Source organism: Streptomyces sp. CB01635, assembly GCF_002803065.1.
Taxonomy (GTDB): domain Bacteria; phylum Actinomycetota; class Actinomycetes; order Streptomycetales; family Streptomycetaceae; genus Streptomyces.
This window is the reverse complement of the sequence record NZ_NNBL01000003.1, coordinates 736,222-752,883: the sequence shown is the minus strand read 5'-3', so window position 1 is coordinate 752,883 and position 16,662 is coordinate 736,222. Positions and strand designations below refer to the sequence as shown.

The 16,662-nt window shown below is 71.3% G+C and carries 17 protein-coding genes and 1 pseudogene; 13 read left to right on the top strand and 5 right to left on the bottom strand.

Annotated features, from left to right (window positions below; translation table 11 throughout):
• The first annotated feature begins 26 nt into the window (after positions 1 to 26).
• From CG723_RS11535 to CG723_RS11510, 6 genes are all read left to right on the top strand, one after another.
• Positions 27 to 1,277 (top strand): DUF4032 domain-containing protein, encoded by a 1,251-nt coding sequence (locus CG723_RS11535; RefSeq protein WP_100593180.1) that lies wholly within the window; start codon positions 27 to 29, stop codon positions 1,275 to 1,277.
• 93 nt (positions 1,278 to 1,370) lie between these two features.
• Positions 1,371 to 2,420, top strand: a complete 1,050-nt coding sequence (locus CG723_RS11530) for a hypothetical protein (protein ID WP_100593179.1) — start codon at positions 1,371 to 1,373, stop codon at positions 2,418 to 2,420.
• A gap of 497 nt (positions 2,421 to 2,917) precedes the next feature.
• Positions 2,918 to 3,739, top strand: a complete 822-nt coding sequence (locus CG723_RS11525; protein WP_100593178.1) for an MmyB family transcriptional regulator — start codon at positions 2,918 to 2,920, stop codon at positions 3,737 to 3,739.
• Positions 3,740 to 3,819: 80 nt separating this feature from the next.
• On the top strand, positions 3,820 to 4,860 hold the full coding sequence (locus CG723_RS11520) for a PhlD (protein ID WP_100593177.1): 1,041 nt from the start codon (positions 3,820 to 3,822) through the stop codon (positions 4,858 to 4,860).
• Between the two features lie 70 nt (positions 4,861 to 4,930).
• Positions 4,931 to 5,593: a TetR/AcrR family transcriptional regulator gene (locus CG723_RS11515; protein WP_100593176.1), complete on the top strand. Its 663-nt coding sequence runs from the start codon at positions 4,931 to 4,933 to the stop codon at positions 5,591 to 5,593.
• Between the two features lie 8 nt (positions 5,594 to 5,601).
• Entirely contained in the window at positions 5,602 to 6,393 is a 792-nt protein-coding gene (locus CG723_RS11510; RefSeq protein WP_100593175.1) for an SDR family NAD(P)-dependent oxidoreductase, read from the top strand.
• Here the strand turns inward: CG723_RS11510 and CG723_RS11505 are convergent.
• Positions 6,378 to 7,580: an amidohydrolase family protein gene (locus CG723_RS11505; protein WP_100593174.1), complete on the bottom strand. Its 1,203-nt coding sequence runs from the start codon at positions 7,578 to 7,580 to the stop codon at positions 6,378 to 6,380. The genes CG723_RS11510 and CG723_RS11505 overlap by 16 nt on opposite strands.
• Positions 7,581 to 7,689: 109 nt before the next feature.
• Between CG723_RS11505 and CG723_RS11500 the strand changes: the two genes are divergently transcribed.
• Together CG723_RS11500 and CG723_RS11495 are read left to right on the top strand one after the other, a co-directional pair.
• Positions 7,690 to 8,778 carry an acyltransferase family protein gene (locus CG723_RS11500; protein ID WP_100593173.1) on the top strand — a complete coding sequence of 363 codons (1,089 nt, stop codon included), beginning with the start codon at positions 7,690 to 7,692 and terminating at the stop codon, positions 8,776 to 8,778.
• A gap of 60 nt (positions 8,779 to 8,838) precedes the next feature.
• Positions 8,839 to 9,129 carry a hypothetical protein gene (locus CG723_RS11495; RefSeq protein WP_100593172.1) on the top strand — a complete coding sequence of 97 codons (291 nt, stop codon included), beginning with the start codon at positions 8,839 to 8,841 and terminating at the stop codon, positions 9,127 to 9,129.
• Here the strand turns inward: CG723_RS11495 and CG723_RS11490 are convergent.
• A complete protein-coding gene (locus CG723_RS11490; RefSeq protein ID WP_100593171.1) occupies positions 9,110 to 9,805 on the bottom strand; it encodes a DUF2470 domain-containing protein in 696 nt (231 codons plus the stop codon). The genes CG723_RS11495 and CG723_RS11490 overlap by 20 nt on opposite strands.
• A 145-nt stretch (positions 9,806 to 9,950) precedes the next feature.
• Between CG723_RS11490 and CG723_RS11485 the strand changes: the two genes are divergently transcribed.
• The 3 genes and pseudogenes from CG723_RS11485 to CG723_RS11475 all read left to right on the top strand — a co-directional run bounded on the left by CG723_RS11485 (position 9,951) and on the right by CG723_RS11475 (position 11,382).
• Entirely contained in the window at positions 9,951 to 10,235 is a 285-nt protein-coding gene (locus CG723_RS11485) for a hypothetical protein (RefSeq protein ID WP_100593170.1), read from the top strand.
• A 209-nt stretch (positions 10,236 to 10,444) separates the two neighbouring features.
• Positions 10,445 to 10,879 (top strand): annotated as a pseudogene (locus tag CG723_RS11480) (VanZ family protein); the annotation flags it as partial.
• A gap of 101 nt (positions 10,880 to 10,980) precedes the next feature.
• Positions 10,981 to 11,382: an ATP-binding protein gene (locus CG723_RS11475; protein WP_100593820.1), complete on the top strand. Its 402-nt coding sequence runs from the start codon at positions 10,981 to 10,983 to the stop codon at positions 11,380 to 11,382.
• 70 nt (positions 11,383 to 11,452) lie between these two features.
• Here CG723_RS11475 and CG723_RS11470 read toward each other — a convergent pair whose 3' ends face one another.
• Together CG723_RS11470 and CG723_RS11465 are read right to left on the bottom strand one after the other, a co-directional pair.
• On the bottom strand, positions 11,453 to 12,085 hold the full coding sequence (locus tag CG723_RS11470; RefSeq protein ID WP_100593168.1) for an MBL fold metallo-hydrolase: 633 nt from the start codon (positions 12,083 to 12,085) through the stop codon (positions 11,453 to 11,455).
• Positions 12,085 to 13,170, bottom strand: a complete 1,086-nt coding sequence (locus CG723_RS11465) for an S-(hydroxymethyl)mycothiol dehydrogenase (protein WP_100593167.1) — start codon at positions 13,168 to 13,170, stop codon at positions 12,085 to 12,087. Before CG723_RS11465 ends, CG723_RS11470 begins: the two co-directional genes overlap by 1 nt.
• A 116-nt stretch (positions 13,171 to 13,286) precedes the next feature.
• Between CG723_RS11465 and CG723_RS11460 the strand changes: the two genes are divergently transcribed.
• Complete coding sequence (locus CG723_RS11460) at positions 13,287 to 13,778, top strand: glutathione peroxidase (RefSeq protein ID WP_100593166.1); 492 nt, start codon at positions 13,287 to 13,289, stop codon at positions 13,776 to 13,778.
• Positions 13,779 to 13,952: 174 nt separating this feature from the next.
• On the top strand, positions 13,953 to 15,476 hold the full coding sequence (locus tag CG723_RS11455; RefSeq protein ID WP_100593819.1) for an MFS transporter: 1,524 nt from the start codon (positions 13,953 to 13,955) through the stop codon (positions 15,474 to 15,476).
• Positions 15,477 to 15,516: 40 nt separating this feature from the next.
• On the opposite strand, the gene CG723_RS11450 is transcribed toward CG723_RS11455, so the two are convergent.
• A complete protein-coding gene (locus CG723_RS11450) occupies positions 15,517 to 16,662 on the bottom strand; it encodes an LLM class flavin-dependent oxidoreductase (RefSeq protein ID WP_100593165.1) in 1,146 nt (381 codons plus the stop codon).

The following is a 16,662-nucleotide window of genomic DNA, read 5'->3' as shown; positions in this document are numbered from 1 at the left end:
TCGCGCGACCCAGGGACTGTGACCGCATGACTTTGCAGATCAGCGCCACCAACCCCGAACACCCGGCCCTCCTCCTCGAACTCCCCTGGCACGTCCCTCTGGAGCAGTGGCCGGACGAATATCTGGTGCCGCTCCCCCGCGGCATCTCGCGGCACGTCGTGCGCTACGCCCGCGCGGGCAGCGAGGTCGTCGCCGTGAAGGAGCTCGCCGAGCGGCCGGCGCTGCGCGAGTACGAGCTTCTGCGCACCCTCGACCGACTCGCGATACCCGCCGTCGACCCCCTCGCCGTGGTCACCGGCCGCACCGATGCCGAAGGCGCGCCCCTCGAACCCGTCCTCATCACCCGCCACTTGGGCGGCTCGCTCCCCTACCGCTCCATGTTCGAGACGACGATGCGTCCCGGCACCGTGCACCGCCTCATGGACGCCCTCGCCGTCCTCCTCGTACGGCTGCATCTGGCAGGGTTCGCCTGGGGGGACTGCTCGCTCTCCAACACCCTGTTCCGCAGGGACGCGGGCGCGTACGCCGCCTACCTCGTGGACGCCGAGACCGGGGAGCTGCACCCCCGGCTCAGCGACGGGCAACGGGCGTACGACATCGAGCTCGCCCGGGTCAACATCAGCGGCGAGATGCTCGACCTGGAGGCGTCGGGCGCGCTGCATCCGTCCATCGACCCGATTGCGTTCGGCACGGAGATCGGGGAGCGGTACGAGGCACTCTGGAGGGAGCTGACGCGTACCTCCGTCTACCCGGCCGGCAAGCACCACTACATGGAGCGCCGCATCCGCCGTCTCAACGACCTTGGCTTCGACGTCGCGGAGATGCAGATCTCGCACGCGGACCAGGGGGACACGGTCACGTTCGTGCCGAAGGTCGTGGACGCGGGCCATCACCAGCGTCAACTCCTGCGCCTCACCGGCATGGACGCCGAGGAGAACCAGGCCCGTCGTCTCCTGAACGACCTGGAGAGCTGGATGGCCACGCAGGACGACTACGCGCCGGGCGATCCTCCCCCGAGTTCTCGGCTGCGCTCGAACAGGGGGGACCCCCATGGCGCGCGCGCCGAGGTCCTCGCCCACCGTTGGGTACGCGACGTGTTCCGGCCGACCGTGCGCGCGGTACGCGACCACGTGCCGGACCGCACGGACGCGGCCGAGCTCTACCACGAGCTCCTCGAACACCGTTGGTACCTGTCCGAGCGGGCGCAGCACGACATCGGTCTCGACGCGGCGGTCACGGACTACGTCAAGAACATCGCCGGCCGCTCGCGGCCCTGACCGCACCCGCTACGAAGATCGTGAGGGACGGAACCGGTGGCGCGGACCCGTCGTGGTACCACCGAGGAAGACGCACGACGAGGGGAGACGGACATGGCCGGGAGTGTGCGGGTCGACGGGAACAGTCTGGTGCTGCCGGGCGGTGCGCGGGTGCGGTTCGTGCGCACGCTGCGCCTGCCGGAGACCGGAACGCATCCGCTGCCGCCGGGGCTCGGCGAGTTCCCGGTGCGGCGGGTCGAGGACTACGCGGACTCGGTGCCGCCTCAGTGGCGGGCGCGCGGCGGCGTGATGCTGCCGATGTATCTGCGCGAGGCGATGTGGCTGAGCTTCGCGGGAACGGCCGAACCGGCCGCGCTCCAGGTGGGCGTGGGCAAGGTGTGCGCCATCTCGGGGCTGCCGTGGAGCAGCCGGCTGTCCCGGGATCCGCAGAACTACGTGGTGCTGCCTCGCCAGCCGTGGCTCGACGGCATCAAGTCCGGGAAGGGCACGGTACGGCAGTTCGTGGCGCTGCCCCTGGGGCTCGGCGCCACGATCGAGGGCCAGGTCACGGGCGAGGAGACCTGGGGCGGGATCCAGCTCCAGGCCTTCCCCCTGAGCGAGCCGGCGCTGAGGGCCTGGCGCGCGGAGGAGGCCCGCAAGCGGGAGGCCGCGCGGGCGATGCCGCCTGCGCCCGGCGGCATGCAGTGGATGGGTGCCTCCTCCGGCGGCTACGGGGCCGCGCCCATGCCGGCCGCGCCGGGTGCGGCGCCGCAGGCTCAGGCGGCGCGTTCCATGGGTCTCGGCGCGGGCGGCACGATGCGCCAGCAGGTGTTCCGGGACGACCGGCCCGCGTCCGACTGGGCCGAAACGGCCGCGGGCCGCGTGTTCGTGCACCTCGTGACGCCGCCGGACTGGCGCCGCATCACTGGCGAGGAGCCGCCGCCGTCGCCGGTGGACCGGGCCGCGTACACGAGGGCGGGGCTGCCCTGGTTCGACTACTACGACGAGAGCGCGGAGGATCTCGCGCCGACGGACACGCTGGGGGCGGTGAAGCCCGCGGGTGAGTGGCTCGGCGACGACCACGAGCCGTGGCAGGCGCCGGGCGCGCACCAGGTCAAGCCCCTGGGGGACGCGGGCAAGCCGGTGGAGGACGGCGACTGGTGAGTGCGCTGTACGGCGGGGTCGGTTCGCCGGCCCCGCCCTGCGGCCGGCCAGGGTGCGCGGCAGCTGTTGCGCGCCTGGGCATGCGCGGGCGGCCGGTACCGTGGCCGCTACGTAATGGCGAGTGACGGCACCGGCCGCAGCCAGTGAGCCCTTGATCTGGCCGGGAGAAGTGCCCGAACTGGGCCAAGCGATGCACTTTCCGGTCACATGGATCGGAATATGACAACTGGCCTTGCACTGTTCCCGAAACGGATCCGAGGGTTCGACGGATACCCAACACCGGGAAATTCAGCCATTTTCGAGCGTCCCGGTCCAGGTGTCCCATCGGCGTGGCCGCGCGGCCCCTGGCGTTCAAACCAGCAGGTCGCCGACCCCACGGGCTCCATCATGACGCACTGGCTGATCGTTTTCTTCGGGCAATGTTTATTACCAAAGGTGATGGGAGTAATTAGACTCCACTCGCTCAACTCAGCGTGGACCTCAAGGGATTACCCACCATGAACAAGACGGCGCTCCGCGCCCTGCTCCGTGAACGGCGCGCCCTGATAGCCCCCGAATCCCACGGCTTCACCCGCCCCACGGGCCAGGGCCGGCGTGCCCCTGGCCTCTCCCAGCACCAGGTGGACCAACTGCTCCACCGCACCCTGGGGACGTACCACCGGCTGGAATCGGGGAGTTACCCGAACCCACCAACGGTGCTGCTGCGGGATGTTGCCCTGCTGTTCGACCTCGACGAACAGGAGTGGGTTTCGCTGTGCCGCTACGCCCTGCTCCAGGATCCGCCCGGCCCGCTGCACCAGTCGTCGGGGAAGGAGATCCCGGGCTTCTGGCAGGACGCTGTCGACGGCATCGGGCACATGGCGTACGTCACGGACGCCTCCTGGGACCTGATCGCCCACAACACAGCGTTCGCCTCCCTCTTCCCTAATGAGCAGGTCCCGGCGAACACGATGCGCTGGATGCTCCTCGAACCCCAGGGCCGCCGGATCCTGACGGACTGGGAGAACGCCTGGGCCCCCTGGGTGCTCCCGCAGTTGCGCGCGGCGCTGGTCGCGCGCCCGGAGGACGAGACGCTGCGGCAGATCGAGAAGGAGGTCATGGAGGATCCCGACACGTCGGACATCTACGAGACCGGGGCTTCGCTCATCCATGCCGACGGCCACGAACGTCCCATACTCCACAGCAGGAAGGGCCAGGGCTGGCTGTCGATCTGCGCCGCACAGCCCATGACCGCGCCCGGCTCGCGGCTCTTCATCCTCGTCTTCCGCCGTGGCACCGAACGCCCGCGTCCCCGGAGGCCGATGCTCAGGGCCCACTGAGCGGATAGTCGGAGTCGACGGGCGTCGAGTACTTTGAGCGACACCCCCCACGCCCGACTCAGCCCTGTGGGAGACACCCCATGCCCGCCTACGTCTCGCCCCCTCGGACCGTCCTCGGCGCTCACAAGGTCACCACCGACGAGATAGCCGACGACATACGGACGAACCACCCCGATCACCCGCGCCTGGGCGCCTTCCTGCGTGTCGTCAACAACTGCGGCGTGCGCACCCGTTACTTCACCAGGCCGCTGAACTCCCCCACAGTCGGCGGCACGGCAGACGTACACGCGCGAACCCAGGCGGCCTTCGACGACGCCGTGGACATGTCCGAGCGTGCCGCCGAAGCCGCGCTCGATGCAGCGGGGCTCGACACGGTTGACATCGATGCCATCGTGACGACGCATGCCACCGGCTACGCGGTCCCCAATCTGGACGTCCATCTGATCGGCCGCCTCGGCCTGCGCCCCACCACGCGCCGGGTCGCCCTCACGACGGTGGCGTGCGCCGGAGGGGTCCACTCCCTCATCAGGGCCACGGACCTGGTCACCGCGCGTCCGGCGGAGACGGTGCTCGTGGTGGCCGCGGAGGTGCTCTCCACCGCCTACAACCACTCCGCCACCACCATTGAGGCGATGATCTACAAGGCCCTGTTCGCGGACGCGGCCGGCGCCACCGTCGTGACCAGTGAGCCGCTGACCTCCGGGTTGGCGATAGAGGACACGTTCGAGTACACGCTTCCGGACCCCTTCGACCGCTACCGCGGCCGACTGGACGCCCACGGCATGCACTTCGACTCCACCAAGAAGGCGCCGCGCGCCGCGACGGAGACGCACCCGGCTCTCATCGACTGGCTCGGGGGACGGGAAGTCGGGTTCACGGCCATTCATCCCGGCAGCCCGAACATGATCGCCGACACGGCCACCGCCCTCGGCCTCACCCCCGAGGCCGCCCGGCACTCCACGGAAACCCTCTCCGAAGAGGGCAACCTCGGCGGCGTCAGCATCCTCCGGGTCCTGGAGCGCACCCACACCGCGCCTCCCGCCGCCGGAACCAAAGGCGTCGCCGTCGCCTACGGGCCCGGCTTCACCACCGCCGCCCTCCACGGCCACTGGCACGCCTGACGCACCGCTCCCCTCGTGTCCCATCGAGACACATGTCCCATTGGGACATCATGGGTGTACGCTCGAAGACATGAAGGCGAAGGACCCCGCTCCCCCCACTGAACCCGTCGAGGACCGTCGGCAGCGCAAGGCCCGGCAGACCCGGGAAGCGCTCGCCGCCGCGGCCGTCGGGCTCGTGCTGGAGCGGGGTCTGGGCGCCGTCACCGTGGAGGCCATCGCCGACCGCGCCGACGTCACGCGCCGCACCTTCAGCCGCCACTTCGGCGGCAAGGAGGACGCCGCCCTCGACTTCACCCGCACCGATGCCGACCGGATCAACGCGGCCCTGCGCGCCCGCCCCGTGAGCGAACCCCCGATGCTCGCCTACCGCAGGGCCGTCGAGCAGTGGCTGGCGGAGCCGTCCGCCCCGCACCGCAGGCCGCACATGCGCGCCCTGCTCGCGACCCTCGACACGGAACCGGCGCTCTTCGCCGCGTACGAACGCCTCCGGGTGGACGCCCAGGAAGAGTCCGTGCGCATCATCGCCGACCGGCTCGGCACCGACCGGGACCGGGATCTGCGCCCGGCCGTCGTCGTCGGCGCCGCGGCCGGCGTACTCACCGCCGCCCTGCGCCAGTGGGCCCGCGGCGGCAGGCACGACACAGAACTCGCAGACCTGGTGGGGCAGGCCTACGACGCCCTGACCGGGGAGGCCGTCCTCTCGTCGGCCCCCCACATCGCAACCAGAGAGTGAACCGCACCATGAGCAACACGAACACCCCGGCACCCGTCAGCGACTACGCGACCGAGTTCGCCGGCAGGACCGCCCTTGTCACCGGAGCCGCCTCGGGTATCGGCCTCGCCACCGCCCGACGCCTGGGCCGTGGCGGCGCGAACGCCGTGATCGCCGACTACAACGCCGACGGCGCCGAGAAGGCCGCCGCCGAGCTGAAGGCCGAGGGCATCATCGCCGCGGCCGTCGCCGTGGACGTCACGAAGCCGGAGTCGGTCGAGGCCGCAGTGAAGTTCTCCGTCGACACCTTCGGCGGCCTCGAACTGGCCGTCAACAACGCCGGGATCGGCGGCGAGAGCGCCCCCACCGGTGACTACGACATCGATGTCTGGAATCGCGTCCTCCGCACGAACCTCGACGGTGTTTTCTACTCGATGCGCCACGAGCTGCCCGCCATCGAGGCGTCCGGCAAGGGCGGCGCCATCGTGAACGTCGCGTCGATCCTCGGCTCGGTCGGCTTCGCCGGCTCCCCCGCCTACGTCGCCGCGAAGCACGGCGTCGTCGGCCTGACGAAGACCGCGGCCACCGAGTACGCGGCGAAGGGCATCCGCGTGAACGCGGTCGGCCCCGGCTTCATCGACACCCCGCTGCTGCGGCAGATGGACCAGGACGCGTACGACGCGCTGACGGCGCTGCACCCGGCGGGCCGCCTCGGTCACGCCGAGGAGGTCGCCGAACTGATCGCGTTCCTGCTCTCCGACCGGGCCTCCTTCGTGCACGGCAGCTACCACCTCGTGGACGGCGCCTACACCGCGCGCTGAGGCGGGATCAGCTCCCCCCGGCTCATGACGAACCGCAGGTCCGCGAGCGCCTCGAGGCCGGCGCGCGGGTCGCTGCCCACGGCGATCAGGTCGGCCGGGCGCCCCGGGGCGAGCAGTCCCGCGCGGCCGCCGGCGCCGAGCGCGTCGGCGGCCTCGGTGGTGGCCATGTCGATGACGCGCGGCGCCGGCATCCCGATGTGCTCGAAGAACGTCAGGCTCGGGCGCAGGCCGTCGAACCCGGCGCGCTGCACCCCTGCGTCGGTACCGGCGATGAACCGAACCCCGCGTTCCGCCATGGTCCGCACCTGGCCGAACAGCCTCTCGGCGCGCTCGGCCCCGAACACGGTCGGCAGCATCCGCCAGTGCGGACTGACGGTCGGGCATACGCGGATCCCGCGCTCCACGATGGCGTCGAGCACGTCATCGCGCAGATCGTTGCCGTCCTCGGTCATCCAGGTGCAGTGTTCGAGCGTGTCGACGCCCGCGGTCACCGCGGCCTCGATCCCCGCAGTGCCGTGCGCATGGGCGGCGACCGGCAGCCCGGCACCGTGCGCCTCCTCGACGACGACGGCAAGCTCACCCGCGCCGAACTGGGCCTGCCACGTGGCCGGTCCACCGCGCGTCAGGGCACCGCCGGTCGCCATGACCTTGATCACGTCGGCGCCCAGTTCGGCGTTCCGCCTTACCAGGTCACGTAGTTCGCGCTCGCTGCCGACTTCACCGCCCAGGAACCAGCAGTGACCGCCCTCAGGGGTGACGGGCGTCGTCGCGGCGACGATCCTGGGTCCCGGCACCGCGCCCGACTCGATCTCCTCGCGCAGCCGCAGCGTGAGCCTCCCGCGGTCCCCCAGGTCCCGCACCGTGGTGACGCCGCTCGCCACGAGCCGCGCGGCGCGCTCCCTCATGACGGCGAGCAGCGCGTCGTCGTCCTGCCCTTCGAGCGTCCCGACCGGGTCCGTACCCGCGTCGAAGACGAGGTGGACGTGCGCGTCGACGAGTCCCGGCAGCACGGTGGTTCCCGGCAGCGCGATGCGCTCGTCCCGCTCGTCCGCCAGGGCCTCGACGTCGGAGCGTCTCCCGGCCGCGACCACGGTGTCCCCGTCCGTGAGAACGGCACCGTCCTCGACACAGCGGCCGCCCGGACCGGTCACCACACGCGCCGCCGTTATCAGCTTCCTGCTGCTCATCCTGACCTTCCGAAGGGTCGGAAAAAGGGCACCCGGGAGTGTGTCATGAAACGGGCCCTATCGGGCAGGGCACCATGGGTCATGCACCGCGAAGGGCTCAAGGGGAACGATGGACAGGCGCCACGGACCGGCCGTACCAGGAGCACGGGACCCGTACTTCGACAACGCGAAATACCTGACGATCGTGCTCGTGGCATGCGGGCACGCGTGGGAGCCGCTGACGTACGGGAGCCGCACGGTGACGGCCGTGTATCTCGGTGTGTACGCCTTCCACATGCCGGCGTTCGCTCTCATCTCCGGCTATTTCTCGCGGAGTTTCGACATGGCGCCGGGCCGGCTGCGCCGTCTCGTCGGCGGGGTCGTGGTGCCGTACGTGGTGTTCGAGGTCGCGTACACGCTGTTCTACCGGTGGGCGCAGGACGATCCGGGGTATCCGATCAGCCTGCTCGACCCCTGGTATCTGATGTGGTTCCTGGTCGCCCTGTTCATCTGGCGGCTCACCACACCCCTCTGGCTGCAACTGCGACACCCGGTACCAGTCGCCCTGGCGTCGGCCATGCTCGTGTCGATGGCACCGGACGCGGGCGGGGACCTGGCACTCCAACGGGTGGTGGGTTTCCTGCCGTTCTTCGTTCTCGGACTGACGCTGCGGCCCGAGCACTTCGAGCGGCTGCGCACGCGGCAGGCCCGGCTGTGGGCGCTGCCCGTGGCGGCCGCGACGCTGATCGCCGCGTACGCGGTGGCTCCCTGGTTCGACGCGGGCTGGTTCTACCACCGGGGCAGCGTCACCGGCCTCGGCGCCCCCGCCTGGGCGGGACTGGTCACGACCCCTGCCCTGTTCGCCCTCGCCGTCGTCCTCAGCGCCTGCTTCCTGGCGTGGGTGCCGGGACGGAAGACACCGTTCACGACACTGGGCACGGGGACGCTGTACGCGTACCTGCTGCACGGCTTCCTCATCAAGTCGTCGCGCTTCTGGGGCTGGTACGACCACCCATGGCTGCACACTCCGGCGGGCGAACTGGCGGTGACGGCCACGGCGGTCGCCGTCATCACCCTTCTGTGTACGTCTCCCGTGCGGTGGGTCTTCCGGTTCGCCGTGGAGCCGCGCGTGCCGTGGGCGTTTCGGCGTTCGGAACCGGTGCGGGAGGCCGAACCGCCGGTGAGCGGCGTCCCCGGCGAGCGGATCCTGCGCCCCTAGCCTGTGCCGGGTCGCCGAACCTTCAGCCGACGTTCAGCCGCCCCCCAGAGAGGCACCCCCGTGATCCGCACCCGCTTCCGACTGCTGCTGCCCGCGGCCCTGCTCCTCGCCTCCGTGCCCCTGCTCGGCGGCACGGCGCAGGCGGGCGGCACGTGTTTCGCCACGCACGAGGACGCCCCGATCTACGCGGGCAACAATCCGTGGACGGACATCGTCGGCTATCTGGACCCGGGCGTCCCGGTCAACGGCACACGGCAGGGCGCGGACGAGCTGTGGCGGGTCTCGCGTACGGACAACGGCGCGCCCCTCGGATTCATGCGCGCCGCCGACCTCACCTGCGACGGCGGCTGACCGCCTGCGCGGACGAAAGCAGGGCGTGCATGCGCTCGTTCAGCTGGGCCAGGTCGTCGGCGGGCGCGTGGAACGGGAGGCGCACGTCGGCCTGGCCGCGGATGCGTTCGAGCCGGAGGGTGAGCCCGTGCCGGTCGACGGCCAGGGGCTGGACCCGGACGACGCCGTGCAGGCTGTCCACGTCGACGAGCCGGGTGAGCTGCTCGACGGCCTCGGGGTGGCAGTCGGCGAGATGGGTGAGCAGGCGGGGTTCTGCCGCGGTGAGGGGGTCGGGCGCGGTCTCGGCGAGTTCGTCGAGATCGATGCCCGTGCGGCCGGTACGCGTCTGGAGTACGGCGCGGATGGGCCTGAGCACGAACTGGTCGCCATCGGGCTCGAGCGACCCGGACAGCCACAGACGCGCGCGGATCCGGTCCCTGACGGGTACCGGCGCGGCGTCCGCGAACTCGATGAGCGCGGTCGGCTCACCCCGGGGCGCGCAGAGCACGGCGGCGGACAGAAGGCTGTCGTCCGGCGGCTGGATCCTTAGCTCGCCGTCATCGGTGACGCGATGGGATCCGACGAGGTCCTCCCGCCCGATGTCCGTCGTCACTTCGCACGACCAGGCGGTGGCGAGCATTGATCGCGCGCGTGCCGCCGCGGTGGGAGCGGCGGTACTGATCTGTCGGACACCCATCCGAACCTCCTTAGGTAAGCCTTGCCTAAGTTATCGGAGATTTGCGGAGGAGACCAGTACGCGTGATGACGGCGAACGCCACGCGATCGGGCGCTGAATATGCCGTACGCCCACGCGCGTCGGCCGGGAGCGGCATCATGCCGCCATGGACGGTACTGCCCTTCTGCGGGACCTCTTCACGCCGGACGAGTACGACGCGGTCCGCTCGCACGCGGACCACCTGGGCGTGACGGTGGTCGAGTACGTACGTCAGACAGCCGCCGAACGTGCCCTGGAACGACTGCACTTGGCGCAGGCCATGGAGGCGCAGGACCTGCGCCTGGGAAAGCTGTCGATACCGCACGTCGAGCGCGGCCGCTGCGGCGAAGGACCGCCCGCGCTGCAGCGGTTCCTGGACTCCCTGACGCACCCTCCGGAGACGCAGAGCTGACGCGGACGGTCCCGAGCCGGATTGGCCGGGGCGCGCGGGGGCAACCGGCCTCCATGACCCCAGAGAGTGCGGCACGTCGGAGAAAGGGCCAGGACCGTAAGGGCCGGGATCGTAAGGGCGAGGCACGGAAGCGGTCGTCGAGGAAGCGGGTGCCACGGAAACCGGTGGCGCGTAAGCCGGCGACACGGAAGCCGGTGCCGTGGGGGCGGATCGCCGCCCGAGCGCTCATCGCCGGCTTCGCGTTCTTGGCGCTCGTGGCGTTCTCCGCGGTCCTCGCCCGGCTGACCCTGACGCCGTCCCCGGCGTCGGCGGACGTCGCGGGGTCCAACATGCGGCCGGGACACTCCCTGCGCCAGTACGCCGAGTCGTACACGTTCCTCGGCGCGTGCAAGCAGATCGGCGGGAACCTGCTGCTCGGCGCGCCCTTCGGGCTGCTGCTTCCGGTGCTTGTGGCGCGCAAGGGCCGCATGATGCGGGTGCTCGCGGTGACGGTGCTCGTGATGGCGCTCGTGGAGCTGGCGCAGGGCGCGATCGTCGAGGGGCGCGCCTTCGATGTGGACGACGTGATCCTGAATACGACGGGCGCCCTGATCGCCTACTTCCTGCTCGGGCGCCGCATCGGACACAGCTACCACGCCCTCGCACGGCCGTCGGGCCGTAACCGCTTGGCGATCAGGATGCCGGGGAATGGGGCTCGTTACCGGAGAACACCCGGCGCCACAGGCGACGGAAGGAAGTGATCGTCATGCGTGCGCCCAAGCGCGCCGTACGGCGGCCAGCACGCGTGGAGTACCTGTTGCCGCAGGGCTCGGGCTCGGCCCGCTGGGCCCGGCGCCTCACCCATGACTTTCTCGCGGGACGAAGCGCGGGCGGCGCGCACGACGCGGTGCTCGTCGTCTCGGAGCTGGTCGCCAACGCGGCCCGGATCAAGGGCAGTCACTGCCGTATGAGTCTGTGCCTGGACGCGGACGAGCTGACCGTCTCGGTCCACGACGACAGCCCGCAGCACCCGCGCCGCAAGCCGGATTCGCTGTCCGCGGAGTCGGGCCGCGGCATCTCGCTCGTCGACGCGCTGTCGCGCCGTATGTGCGTGGTGAGCGACCCCTACGGCGGAAAGACGGTTCGCGCCGTACTCGCCCACCCCTGACGACCAGGCCCTTCCGGGCGGCAGCGCGCTGTCTGCCGCCCGGCCTGATCATCCGGCCTGATCGCCCGGCTCAGTGCCCCCTGGCGATCCACTCCTCCAGGTGGGGCGCCTCCGCCCCGATCGTCGTGCCGTCGCCGTGCCCCGTCCGTACGACGGTCTCCGGCGGCAGCGTGAGGAGCCGCTCCCTGATCGACTCGACGATGGTCGGGAAGTCGCTGAACGACCGCCCCGTCGCACCCGGGCCACCCGCGAACAGGGTGTCCCCCGTGAAGACGGCGCCGAGTTCCGGCGCGTACAGGCTGACCGCGCCTTGGCAGTGCCCCGGCGTGTGCAGCACGGTCAACTCCACGCCCGCCACGGCAAGTTGCTGACCATCGGCGAGTTCTCCGTCAGGCGTGCGGTCGGGGTGCTTCTGCTTCCACAGCTCCGTGTCCGCGGGGTGCAGGAGGATGGGCGCCCCGGTGCGCTCGGCGAGCGCGGGTGCCGCGTCGATGTGGTCGTCGTGCGCGTGGGTGCACACGATGGCGACGAGCCTCCGGTCGCCCACGGCCTCGGCGATCGCGTCGGCGTCGTGCGCCGCGTCGATCACGACGACCTCGCTGTCGTCCCCGACGAGCCATACGTTGTTGTCGACGTCCCAGGTGCCCCCGTCGAGGGAGAACGTGCCGGACGTGACGAGGTGTTCGATGCGCGCGCCCGCCATCAGAAGATCACCACCGAGCGCAGCACGTCGCCGTGGTGCATCCGCTCGAACGCTTTCTCCACGTCCTCCAGGGCGATCGTCTCGGTCACGAACGTGTCGAGGTCGAGCCGACCCTGCCGGTAGAGGTCGATCAGCATCGGGAAGTCGCGCGAGGGCAGACAGTCGCCGTACCAGGACGACTTGAGAGCGCCGCCGCGCCCGAACACGTCGAGCAGGGGCAGTTCGAGCTGCATCTCGGGCGTGGGGACGCCGACGAGGACGACGGTTCCGGCGAGGTCGCGGGCGTAGAAGGCCTGCTTGTAGGTCTCCGGGCGGCCGACCGCCTCGATGACGACGTCGGCGCCGAACCCTCCGGTCAGCTCGCGTACGGCCTCGACCGGGTCGGTGGAGCGGGAGTTGACGGTGTGCGTGGCGCCGAGCTTCCTGGCCGTCGCCAGTTTCTTGTCGTCGATGTCGATGGCGATGATCTTCCCGGCACCGGCGAGGTGGGCGCCGGTCACGGCCGCCGCGCCGACCCCGCCGCAGCCGATGACGGCGACGGAGTCGCCGCGGCCCACGTTGCCCGTGTTGATGGCGGCGCCGAGACCGGCCATGACGCCGCAGCCGAGCAGACCCGCTGCGGCGGGCGACGCCTCCGGGTCGACCTTGGTGCACTGCCCGGCGGCGACGAGCGTCTTGTCGGCGAACGCGCCGATCCCGAGCGCGGGCGAGAGCTCCGTGCCGTCGAGGAGCGTCATCTTCTGCTTCGCGTTGTGCGTGTCGAAGCAGTACTGGGGGCGCCCGCGCAGGCAGGCGCGGCACTGACCGCACACGGCACGCCAGTTGAGGATCACGAAGTCGCCCGGCGCGACCTCGGTGACCCCGTCACCGACCGCCTCGACGACACCGGCCGCCTCATGACCGAGCAGGAACGGGAACTCGTCGTTGATGCCGCCCTCCCGGTAGTGCAGGTCGGTATGGCACACCCCGCACGCCTGGATCTTGACCACGGCCTCCCCTGGCCCCGGATCCGGCACGACGATCGTCTCGATCCGCACCGGCTCTCCCTTGGCCCGCGCGATCACGCCTCGCACCTGCTGCGCCATGACGATCAGCCCTCCACTCGCTCGTCGCATCGTTCTTGGCCATCTTCACAGATGGGCCCCCGATCCGGACCGGGGTGACGAGGAGCGCGACCGCACGGGTCGCTAACATCCGAAGCATGTCTGTCTACGAGAATGTCGAGATCGCCGCCCTCCAGGGCGGCCCCGCCGACCTCCCCCAGTACGAGGGCAAGGCCGTCCTCATCGTCAATGTGGCCTCGAAGTGCGGCCTCACCCCGCAGTACGCGGCCCTGGAGCAGCTCCACGCCGAGTACGCGAGCCGCGGCTTCAGCGTGCTCGGGGTCCCCTGCAACCAGTTCATGGGCCAGGAGCCCGGCAGCGCCGAGGAGATCGCCGAGTTCTGCTCGGCGACGTACGGGGTGACGTTCCCGATGACCGAGAAGGTCGAGGTGAACGGCGACGCGCGCCACCCGCTGTACGAGCGTCTGGTCACCACGGCGGACGCGGAGGGCCACGACGGGGACATCCGCTGGAACTTCGAGAAGTTCGTGCTCTCCCCCAAGGGCGAGGTCGTCGCCCGCTTCTCGCCGCAGGTCGTGCCGGACGCCCCCGAGGTGCTCGCCGCGATCGAGGCCAACCTTCCGAAGTAGCGGTTACGCGGTACTCCGCTCGCCGGCCTCCGTCATGCCCCGCTCCGAGCAGTCGGCGCGGGGTCTGTCGGAGGCTCCGTGGCCGACCGGGTCGGGCGTGATGACGGCGCGGCGGAACGGCTCGCTCGCGGCGCGGTCTCGCGCCGCTCCCCCGCGTCCACGACAATGGCTGCGATGACGCCCGAACCCGTCGAGTCCACCCCCGGAATCCGGCTCTCCTCCGCCAGGGGTCGCTGGATCCTCGCCTGTGTCGTCCTGGCCTCCGGGATGGCGATGCTCGACGGCACGGTGGTGAATGTCGCCCTGCCGACCATCGGCCGCGACCTCGACGCCTCCCTGTCGAGCCTCCAGTGGGTCGTGAACGCGTACATGCTGACGCTGTCCGCCCTGCTCCTGTGGGGCGGCGCGCTCGGCGACCGGATCGGGCGGCGGCGCACTCTCGTGCTCGGCGTGGCCTGGTTCGCGGTCGCGTCGGCGCTGTGCGGGCTCGCCCCCGACCAGGGTGTACTCATCGCGGCCCGCGCGCTGCAAGGAGTGGGCGGTGCGCTCCTCACCCCCGGGTCGCTGGCCCTCGTACGGTCCTCGTTCCACCCCGACGACCAGTCGCGGGCCGTGGGCGCCTGGTCGGGGCTCACGGGTGTGGCGGGGGCGCTCGGACCGTTCCTCGGCGGGTACCTGATCGACGGACCCGGGTGGCGGTGGATCTTCCTGATCAATGTGCCGCTGGCCGTGATCGTGCTGCTGATCGCGGTGCGGCACGTGCCGGAGAGCCGTGAGGCCGGGGTCGCCGGGACCCGCTTCGACATGGCGGGCGCCTCGCTCGCCGCCCTGTGCCTGGTGGGCATCAGTTACGCGCTGATCGGGTCGTCCGGCGGCGCGTCCCTCGTGTCGACGGCGCTGCCCGCCGTACTCGGTGTCGCGGCCGGCATCGCCTTCGTCGTCGTGGAGCACCATCGCGCTGAGCCGATGCTGCCGCCCTCGCTGTTCCGCTCCCGGCTGTTCAGCGCGGCCAACGCGATGACGCTGTGCCTGTACGCGGCGATCGGCGGCATCCTGTTTCTGCTGCCCGTACAGCTCCAGATCGCGCTCGGCTACAGCGCGCTGCAGGCGGGTACGGCGACGCTGCCGATCACGGTCCTGATGCTGCTCCTCTCCCCCCGCGCGGGCGATCTCGCGCGCCGTGTCGGGCCGACGCCGCCCCTGGTCGCCGGGCCGCTGATCGCGGCGGTGGGCCTGCTCCTGATGCTGCGGATCGAGCCAGGTGCGTCGTACGTGGCCGATGTGCTGCCCGCGGTGGCGGTGCTCGGCCTGGGCATGAGCGTGTTCGTCGCGCCTCTGACTGCCACGGTCCTGGCGTCGGTCGAGCCGGGCCGCGCCGGGCTCGCCAGCGGCGTCAACAACACGGCTGCCCGGATCGCGCAGCTCCTCGTGGTGGCGGCGCTGCCGCTGGCGGTCGGCCTGTCCGGGGACGCGTACACGCAGCCGGACTCCGTCAACACGTCGTTCCACCGGGCGGCCATGGGGTGCGCCCTGCTGTTCGCGCTGGGGTCGGCGACGGCCGTCGTGTTCATCCGTCCGGCGGCGGTCCGGCCGCGGCTGGAGGAGGCTCCGAAGCCGCAGTGCCGCTCGCATCTGGGCGTGGCGGCACCGGCGTTGGAGCCCGGGCCGCACAAGCGGGACCAGGGGAAGGCCCTGTAGCGCGCCACCGCGCGGCAGGGCATTGCGGCCCGGCTTCGGCTCAGCTCCCGAACGGGACCTGGGGCGCCGTCAGCGCTGCCGCACCCCGGTGCGGGTGTGCCCATAGCCCGCGGGCTTGCAGCCGTGGCAGGACGCCCTCCCCGAACCAGTACGCCTCCTCCAGGTGCGGGTATCCGGAGAGCACGAACTCGTCGATGCCGAGGCGGTGGTACTCCTCGACGCGGTCGGCGACCTCGTCATGGCTGCCGACCAGCGCGGTACCGGCGCCGCCGCGCACGAGGCCGATGCCGGCCCATAGGTTCGGGTGGATCTCCAGGCTGTTGGAGCTTCCGCCGTGCAGGGCGAGCATGCGCTGCTGGCCCTCGGACTCGCTGCGCGCCAGCCCCTCCTGGACGGACCTGACGGTGGCCGGGTCGAAGCCCTGGAGGAGCCGGTCGGCCTCCGCCCAGGCCTGTTCGGCGGTGTCGCGCGTGATGACGTGCAGCCGGATCCCGAAGCGGACGGTGCGGCCCTCCTTCTCGGCGAGGCCGCGGATCCAGGCGATCTTCTCGGCGACCTGGGCGGGCGGCTCGCCCCAGGTGAGGTAGACATCGCTGTGCCGCGCCGCGATCTCCCCCGCGACAGGCGAGGAGCCACCGAAGTACACCTCGGGAACGGGGTCGGGCAGCCGGGCGAGCCGGGCGTCCTGCACCTGGAGGTGTTCGCCCGCGAGATCGACGGTGTCGCCGGCCCACAGCCCCCGGACGATCTCCAGGAATTCACCGGTGCGCGCGTACCGGGATTCCTTGTCGAGGAAGTCGCCGTAGGCGCGCTGTTCCCGGCTCTCGCCGCCCGTCACGACGTTCAGCAGAAGCCTGCCGCCGGTCTGGCGCTGGTACGTGGACGCCATCTGCGCGGCGAGCGTGGGCGAGACGAAGCCGGGCCGGAACGCGACGAGGAACTTCAGGCGCTCGGTCTGCTGGCTGAGCATGGCGGTGGTCAGCCAGGCGTCCTCGCACCAGGCGCCGGTGGGGGTCAGCGCGCCGACGAAGCCGAGGTCCTCGGCGGCGCGGGCGATCTGCGTGAGATAGCCGATGGACGGGGGCCGGTCACCGCCCGCCGCGGTCACGGGTGTGCCGTGACCACCGCCGACGACGTGGCGGCTGTCGCCGTTGGTCGGCAGGAACCAGTGGAAGGTGAGGGACAC